The organism is Arenibacter lacus (assembly GCF_008711145.1).
GTDB classification, from domain to species: Bacteria; Bacteroidota; Bacteroidia; order Flavobacteriales; family Flavobacteriaceae; genus Arenibacter; species Arenibacter amylolyticus.
The window spans coordinates 1-7091 of the sequence record NZ_VVIN01000097.1; the positions used below are offsets into that span (position 1 = coordinate 1).

The window sequence follows — 7091 nt, forward strand, 5'->3', positions numbered from 1 at the left end:
TCAGGACTGTTTAAGTTTTTGATCTCCTGACGTTTTTGGTCTATACTGTTTAATAGTTTATTTTCTTCCTCTCTTTTAATCACCAAATTATGGAATTTCTTAGGGTTAAGAGAATGAGTAGAATCGATATGCGATGTTACATGCGGTAGCTCCAATTCTATCATTCGGTAACGCATTTCATACGATTTTCTATCGTCTAATTGTTTGTTCTTCTCGTATAGAACACCGAGACCTAGCGAAATAATGGTAGATAATGCTATCATAACAATGATCAGAGGTGTTGATTTGAGATCAATGCCGTAATGATGTTTTACAATGACCTGATCAGGAATTTCAGCTATCTTTGAAACAATGTCTTTTTCTTTGATTGTTAATACAGCTAATTCCTGTCTAGTTATTGTGGAGATTTCATTAGCTACATCCTGAAGTGTCCCATAATCGTTAATGATCTTAGATAGTACATCGTTTTCTCTTTTAATAAATTGCTTGATCTGTTGTAGTAGTTCCTGATCCTTTGCTCGCATTTCATGAAATTCCTGCATTTTCTTTTCATTTTCAGAAAGTAGGGAGACAATTGTAGGCATTATTCGTACAATATCCTGCGTGATCAAGTCTGTGTTTTCCTGCAATGCGCTTACCTGTTGCTGTATATTTTCTAATTCTGTGTTCATGGTATTAACGTTTTAGTCCGTAATTCTCTTTCTTTTTTCTTTTCTTGATCAACGGATCATCTTGCTCTGGTGTAATTTCGGGGTTCGAAAATAAAGCTGATGTTATGTGACCAAGTGTTTCTCCGATATTTCTGTCTATAGAATGATCCTTCGAAACATAGCTTCCAGAAATTTGATTTAGTTCAATAGAATTATCTATGCTATTTAAAGCCTTGTCGATCTGTCCGAAGCTCAATGAGCGGTCTATGGCAGAACCCCGAAATGTCTGTTCATCTTTGATGAACGAAATACCTTGAACCTCATCCGACCCCAATCTATATTTAAACTGCATTTCCACACCTCTGTAACGGATATAATTTTGTAGTTCCTTCCAGTTTTTACTGTGTCGTATGCCTGCCTTGACGGTGTCGTAAATTTGGTATTTCGTTAGATCATTACCTTTCAGTCTACCTCTGTTGACATTTCGTTTTCCTTCGGACTGCTTAAAGCCATATAATGCATTTAATTCTTTACAAGCTTTAAAGCTCTTATACCGCTGATTGCTATTGGAGATAGTTTTGCCATGATCGTTTACCCGATTAAAAATAATATGGATATGATCATGTTGGCGGTCGTGGTGGCGCACCATTAAGCATTGGGTATCCCTAATATCTAATTTTGATAAATAACGCTTAGCTGCGGATAGCATGATGTCATTATTCAGCTTGTTTTTATCTTCTGTATTCCACGAAAGAATAATGTGTCCGACTGCCTTGCCCAATCTTGGATTCAGCATCCGCTGAAAATTAAAGTCCTGTGTGATGGTCTTTGCCGAATCCGTCCGTAATCCATTTACATGGATAATCTCACTATCTTTTTTCAGGGCGTATCCAACGCATCCGCCGAAAGATCGGCCCTCAATTATCTTCGCTATCATGGTGCAGTAGTTTATTGATACAATGGTCAATGTGATGGATCGTATTTTTGCATTCCTGTGCCACCTCAATCAGTCCAGACTGGTGTGCTTTTTTAGTTAGCTGATTTAGATTGTTCGAAGCCCCAGTAATCGCCCTAAAAGCTTTCAATTGTTCTTCGGTAAACCTAGGTGTAATTTTTCGTAGGATCGCAGATTTGCGTACCCATTCCGATTTGCTCATACCTGCAATTTTTGCATTATGCAAAACTCTGTTATGTTCGCTTTCATCGAAACGGACATTGATCCTGAACTGTTTTTTATTTTCGAGTGCGGGTCTTCCGCCTTTTTTCTTGTTATTTTTCATCTTGTTTCTTTTTAGCTGTGACCATCGGGAGCCAATCGGTTTTGGGGTCACCAAAACACAACCTTGCTTCCTACCTATTCGATAGCTTTCTTCCAGATTGGGTGCTATGAATTTGTTCTTTGTGTGATCTGAATATCAGGTAGTCATTGACATCCTTGATCCTGTTGTCTTGCCTCTGCAATTCTTCCATTCCATTTTTTACGGCATGCGTTTTCTCAAAATGGGTTCGCAAACTGTGGTAAGATTTTAAGCCACTGCTATCTGTGTCCAGATAGCTTGTTATTCTGTTATGTCGCTCTAAGAATGGATATGCTTTTTGCAGATTGGCTGTCGTATTCAGGATACAGAAGTTCGTATTTAGATACGGCTTACCTGCATTCTTTTTTAACGTCATAAAGGACAGCAGATCTGTGAAGCCCTCAAACACAACAACATCTTTGCTACCGTTACCGATCGTAGTGATCCCCTTTGTCAATAGGGAGCGTTTGTCATAGCTGTTGCGCAGTTCGTATCCACCTGCATCATTCTTAAAACAGACGGCAAAGTACGTCTGTCCATTTGCCGTCCTGTAATAGATTTCCTGACAGTATGCGCTGGCAATTTCAATATCTATTTTGCGTACATCGGTCAGATAGTCGATCAGCGCTTTGTTTGTAAGTGGTTTTACGGATAGTATGGTGTACGTCCGATTATTTTCCTGTTGCACAATCGGTACTTTATCCAATACGGTCTGCTGGTGAAAAGAAAGGATATTTTTTCTTTCATCAGCCCAATCCAATACTGTTGATAGGTTGTCCGTGTCCAAAAACTTCATCAGGAAGTCAATGTTGTTACCTCCCAAACCATCCGAATGCGAATACCAGATATTTCTGTGTATATCCACCTTTGTCGAAGCGGTTCTTTCGTTCCCTCCATTGAACGGATTTCTAAGCCATGCTTCACGGCTGTTCATTCTGGCACACGGAATCTGCAGGTAATTTAATATGGATATGAGCGGTATGCGCTTAAGTTCATCACATGTCATAATCGTAATCTTTTAAGTCGGTTTAGTTTAGTCTATTACTATATAGGGTCGGACTAAACTAAACCTGTTTTTTTAGTAATAGAATTCAGGATTAAACCGGTAGGTCTTATCGTTCTTGATGACTATCCGTTTGTTTTCCAGAAATGTCTTCAGCTGTTTGGCTTTATTGATGCCGAAATTGAAGCCTTTTGCTAGATAAGCGTCCTTTAATCTTCGGACAAAGTCATCATAACTGCAGGTTATTTCACTATCGTTAAACATTTCCTGTAACACTTCCCGATGGTTCTCTTTGGAAAGCTCCTGATAGTCGAACCCTTTTCTCGATGCAGTGCCTGACAGGTCAAAGTTCTCGTCCAGTACGGGCAAACCATCATCTATATAAAAGGTAAATGGCTCAAACTCGATATCCCTGATGAACTTTGGAGCCACGGTGCTGTAGTTTGCATCCAGATCGCTTTTGGTGACCTGTAAGATGGATTCTGCCTTATTGTTCAATTCAGTCCCCAAATGGCCTCTTGTGTTGTCATCACCCTTGTTTAAGTGTAGTACGGTATGGATATGGATATTAAGTTCCTGTGACCATTTCATCAGCTTGCCGGTAATTTCAGTCGCTTCCGTTGCATTATTGATGTCGTAAACAAGATCCCTGATCCCGTCTATTATCACTAGACCTATCCTGCCCGCATATTTGGACAGGGCATATTCGATGATACTAATGCGCTCTTTGGTGGGGTATTCCCTCAAGGATATGAATTTTAGGTTTTCATGGACTTCCGTTGTCGGGTAATTTATGAGCTTGTAGACCCTTGAAAGTAACCTGTGGCAATGGAACTTGCTCTGCTCTGTATCGCAGTACAGCACCAATGGACGGTTTATGGGAACTTTGACCTTGTATTGTAATATCTGTTTTCCGCTCAATGCAGCAGCCACCAATGAAATCACATTGAATGTTTTCCTGCTCTTCGCCTTTCCCGTGGATGCGCTGAAATTCCCTAATGTACCGATAACGGAATCGGAATTGCTGATTGTTATCATGATAGGGGGTTCTAAAAATTCATCTGTTATTTTTACTATAGCCCTGTCTAGTGCCGTGGCTGTGTCCTGGTTAAACGAGATCATTATTTACCTCCTTTGTTCCGGTTGTAGCCGGCCATTGAAGCCACTACCTCCTGTTTTTTGAAATAGATCCGCTTTCCCATACGCATGTAGGGGATATGTCCCTGCTTCATCCACTCGGTCAGGCTGACGAGTGAAATGTCAAGTTCGTCCGCCATTTCCTTTTTGGTCAATAGTTTTTCGGAAGATCTGTTCTCGGTGTTGTCCGATGTGTGCTTCACATCTGAAATAAAAAGGTGAAGTTCTTCCCTTACAGCATCCTTGATGCAGTCCCTAAGGGCTTTTTGGTCAAATTGAATCATACTTTGCTCATGTTTACACGTTTAATGATTCGAAGTCGTGGCCACTTTCTTCGAGTGAATTAACATGGGCAAAGTTGGGAAGTATAGAGATAAAAAATCCCCATATCGTTAAACGTCATGGGGGTTTTGAGGGAGTAAAATTAGTTTAAAGTATCATGGAGCTACTTTATGTGTAATCTCGATTGGATTCCTTGATATGGAAATACTTTTCTCTGTTGTGTGATTTAAGCAGTGATATTCCACTTTTTCCTAGAAAATAATCTCTGACAGAATTCCAATTTATTTCTCGATTATTATCCTTAGGAATATTGTTGTCTCCATATTCAAAGTAATTGGAAAGTAGTGATGCCCATGTGTCTGGGCTTCCTTGTAAATAATTTCTTTTGGTCGAAGGGTTTTCTAAATCTTTCATTTGAAGCAAAAGATCTAGCAAGGGTTTGTGATCACCGCTAACAATCTGAACCTTCGTCATTGGTGCTATTGCTTTGTGCTTCTTCTTTTGTTCATTCAATTCAGAGATTTTATCGGCCAGTTCGGATTGTAAACGATCTCTTTGTTCAATGATATTTTTATACTCAATGAAAAACTTGTCCGAACCAACTTCATCAAATAGGAGTTTGGAAAGAACGGTCTTTGTGTCGTTTATGTTTTGCCAATTCATGATTTCCTGCACGTAAGAAACGGATTTTTTAATCCGATCCTCATTTGTTAAGGTTACTTCCCATTTGTCAACCTGTTTTAAGGCTTCTCTAAATTTGGATAGCCTGTATATTCTTGTTTTGGTTATCGTTTTGTAATAATGCAATGTCTCTCTTGATTTAATGTCCTGGTCAACGTACTCGATAACCTTTGTAAGAAATGTTTGCTCATTGCCAAGAGGGTTGTTTTCAAAATAGTATTGTAGGTGGTAACGGTAAAAGGGTAGGTATTCGTTCTCTTTCAGGCTGAAAATACACATCACTAAATAACCTGGGGTATGGAAACGCTCTACTTTCAGAAATCCACCTAAATCAAATTTGTTTTTTCGAAGTTTCCAAGCTTTTCTCAACTTAAAAAAAATTTCTTCCATAGTTTTAAAATTTATTGAGTGCATCGATTAACGAATCTGTGCTTGCCGATTCGTATTTCATTAAAGTCCGTATGTCAGAATGTGCCGTCAGTTTTTGTACAAGCGTGATCGGTACGTTTCTGCTCAATAGGTTCGTTACCATTGATCTTCTGCCGACATGGCTGGTTAGAAAATCGTACTTCCTTTTTTCTATCACCAGCTTCTGCTTGCCCGAATACCGTGTTATCTTGATGGTCTCGTCCAGTCCTGCGAGTTTTCCTACCGTTTTTACGTATTCATTGAACTTCTGGTTGGATATCTTGGGTACGCTGTAACCGATACGTTCCAAGATATCTTTTGCAGGGGCTATATACCCCTCAAAAGGTACGATTACCCTTTTCTTGACCTTTACCGAAATAAAGTCCCAAGCATTGTTTTTTATATCCTTTGGATCGAAGTTGATCAGATCCTCAAATCTTTGCCCTGTGTAGCACAATAGACAGAACAGATCCCGTACTCTTTCCAGACTGGGTCTGTCCGAAAGATCATGGTTCATCAGTTTTTCTATTTCGGATTCGGACAGGGCAATGATCTCATTGTAGGCTTTCTTCTTAAAGTTTGTTTTTTGCGTTTTGAAAACGTCGGGATGCACCAGATAATCATTGTCGTTGCACCACTTTAGGAATACCTTCAACGTGGATATGTATTTGTGTATGGTGTCATTTAGCAAACCTTCCTTTTCTTCATCGTTCGTATTCCTCTTCTTGCTCAGGAACACTTCGAACTGATCGAGAAATTTGCTGTCCAGTTCCCTAAGGACAAGATTTATACCTTTCTGTTTTTCAAAGTCTTCCAGACCCTTGAATACCGTCCTGTATTCTTTTAGTGTGCCGTCTTTGACAAAATTGGATTTATAGGACAGGAACTGTGTTTTTAGGTGGGAAATGGATATTTCGTTGCTTACCGCATTGTCCCTGTCGATACAGCCCTGTATGATCTGTTTATAATCTTCTTTGGATAGAAACTGGTTTTTGTCTTTTTTGCCCATCGCTTCCCGGATGCAGAGGTTGGCAAGGTTGTTCAGTTCGACATTGAATTCCAACGCTCCGCTGGCACTTGGTTTAAGCCTTTCCTTTTCAAAATCCCAACTTTTGGGTAAAATCTTATAGTTTGTCCTGTATTTTATCCTACAGGATTTATCCGGTGAAAAGAATAGATACAGCGCAGTGAGCGATGGATTCCAGAACTTCTGTGCAAGGTTTTTCTTTTTTCCTCCAACCTTGGCCAGTTCCAGTTTGACCTTTTCAGGTGCAATATCAGGGTTATAGGGCTTGTCTAAATAAAAATTTACTTTCATATTTTTCGGACATATTTCGGACAAAAATGCTTAATATTACCATATTTCACCTTTGTAAGGTTAGGTAAAGATAGGTAATAATATTTGTAAATACCTAATAATCAGGTTTAAATAAGGAAAGTAAAAATAGGGTATGATAACGGTTCGAATCCTGCCACCCCGACTTTAAGTTAGAGGTCTATGAAGTAATATTCATAGACCTCTTTTTTTTTGCACTTAATTGATGGACTTCTATTTTAATATCCAGGCTTTATTAACCCGCATTATTCACCAAGAGTTTTTTCTTCAAGGAATTTGAGGATAAATTTTGCATT

8 protein-coding genes are annotated in these 7091 nt (G+C 39.2%); all 8 read right to left on the reverse strand.

Annotated elements, in window-relative coordinates; all coding sequences use genetic code 11:
- The coding region (locus F1E73_RS15975) for a hypothetical protein (RefSeq protein ID WP_150452506.1) at nt 1-671 on the reverse strand (671 nt) is incomplete at its 3' end.
- Nucleotides 672-675: 4 nt separating this feature from the next.
- Nucleotides 676-1587 (reverse strand): relaxase/mobilization nuclease domain-containing protein, encoded by a 912-nt coding sequence (locus tag F1E73_RS15980; protein WP_150452507.1) that lies wholly within the window; start codon nt 1585-1587, stop codon nt 676-678.
- Entirely contained in the window at nt 1568-1930 is a 363-nt protein-coding gene (locus F1E73_RS15985) for a plasmid mobilization protein (protein ID WP_150452508.1), read from the reverse strand. Before F1E73_RS15985 ends, F1E73_RS15980 begins: the two co-directional genes overlap by 20 nt.
- A 70-nt stretch (nt 1931-2000) precedes the next feature.
- Complete coding sequence (locus tag F1E73_RS15990; RefSeq protein ID WP_185269624.1) at nt 2001-2954, reverse strand: toprim domain-containing protein; 954 nt, start codon at nt 2952-2954, stop codon at nt 2001-2003.
- A 72-nt stretch (nt 2955-3026) separates the two neighbouring features.
- Nucleotides 3027-3989 carry an AAA family ATPase gene (locus tag F1E73_RS15995; protein ID WP_223883479.1) on the reverse strand — a complete coding sequence of 321 codons (963 nt, stop codon included), beginning with the start codon at nt 3987-3989 and terminating at the stop codon, nt 3027-3029.
- 83 nt (nt 3990-4072) lie between these two features.
- Entirely contained in the window at nt 4073-4372 is a 300-nt protein-coding gene (locus F1E73_RS16000) for a helix-turn-helix domain-containing protein (RefSeq protein ID WP_150452510.1), read from the reverse strand.
- A gap of 166 nt (nt 4373-4538) precedes the next feature.
- Nucleotides 4539-5441 (reverse strand): hypothetical protein, encoded by a 903-nt coding sequence (locus tag F1E73_RS16005; protein ID WP_150452511.1) that lies wholly within the window; start codon nt 5439-5441, stop codon nt 4539-4541.
- Between the two features lie 4 nt (nt 5442-5445).
- Nucleotides 5446-6777, reverse strand: a complete 1332-nt coding sequence (locus tag F1E73_RS16010; protein WP_150452512.1) for a site-specific integrase — start codon at nt 6775-6777, stop codon at nt 5446-5448.
- Nucleotides 6778-7091: the final 314 nt, after the last annotated feature.

Bases quoted from the DNA above. Each gene is read 5' to 3' on its own strand.
- F1E73_RS15980 (WP_150452507.1), bottom strand. From the start codon at position 1,587: ATGATAGCGAAGATAATTGAGGGCCGATCTTTCGGCGGATGCGTTGGA.
- F1E73_RS15985 (WP_150452508.1), bottom strand. From the start codon at position 1,930: ATGAAAAATAACAAGAAAAAAGGCGGAAGACCCGCACTCGAAAATAAA.
- F1E73_RS15990 (WP_185269624.1), bottom strand. From the start codon at position 2,954: ATGACATGTGATGAACTTAAGCGCATACCGCTCATATCCATATTAAAT.
- F1E73_RS15995 (WP_223883479.1), bottom strand. From the start codon at position 3,989: ATGATAACAATCAGCAATTCCGATTCCGTTATCGGTACATTAGGGAAT.
- F1E73_RS16000 (WP_150452510.1), bottom strand. From the start codon at position 4,372: ATGATTCAATTTGACCAAAAAGCCCTTAGGGACTGCATCAAGGATGCT.
- F1E73_RS16005 (WP_150452511.1), bottom strand. From the start codon at position 5,441: ATGGAAGAAATTTTTTTTAAGTTGAGAAAAGCTTGGAAACTTCGAAAA.
- F1E73_RS16010 (WP_150452512.1), bottom strand. From the start codon at position 6,777: ATGAAAGTAAATTTTTATTTAGACAAGCCCTATAACCCTGATATTGCA.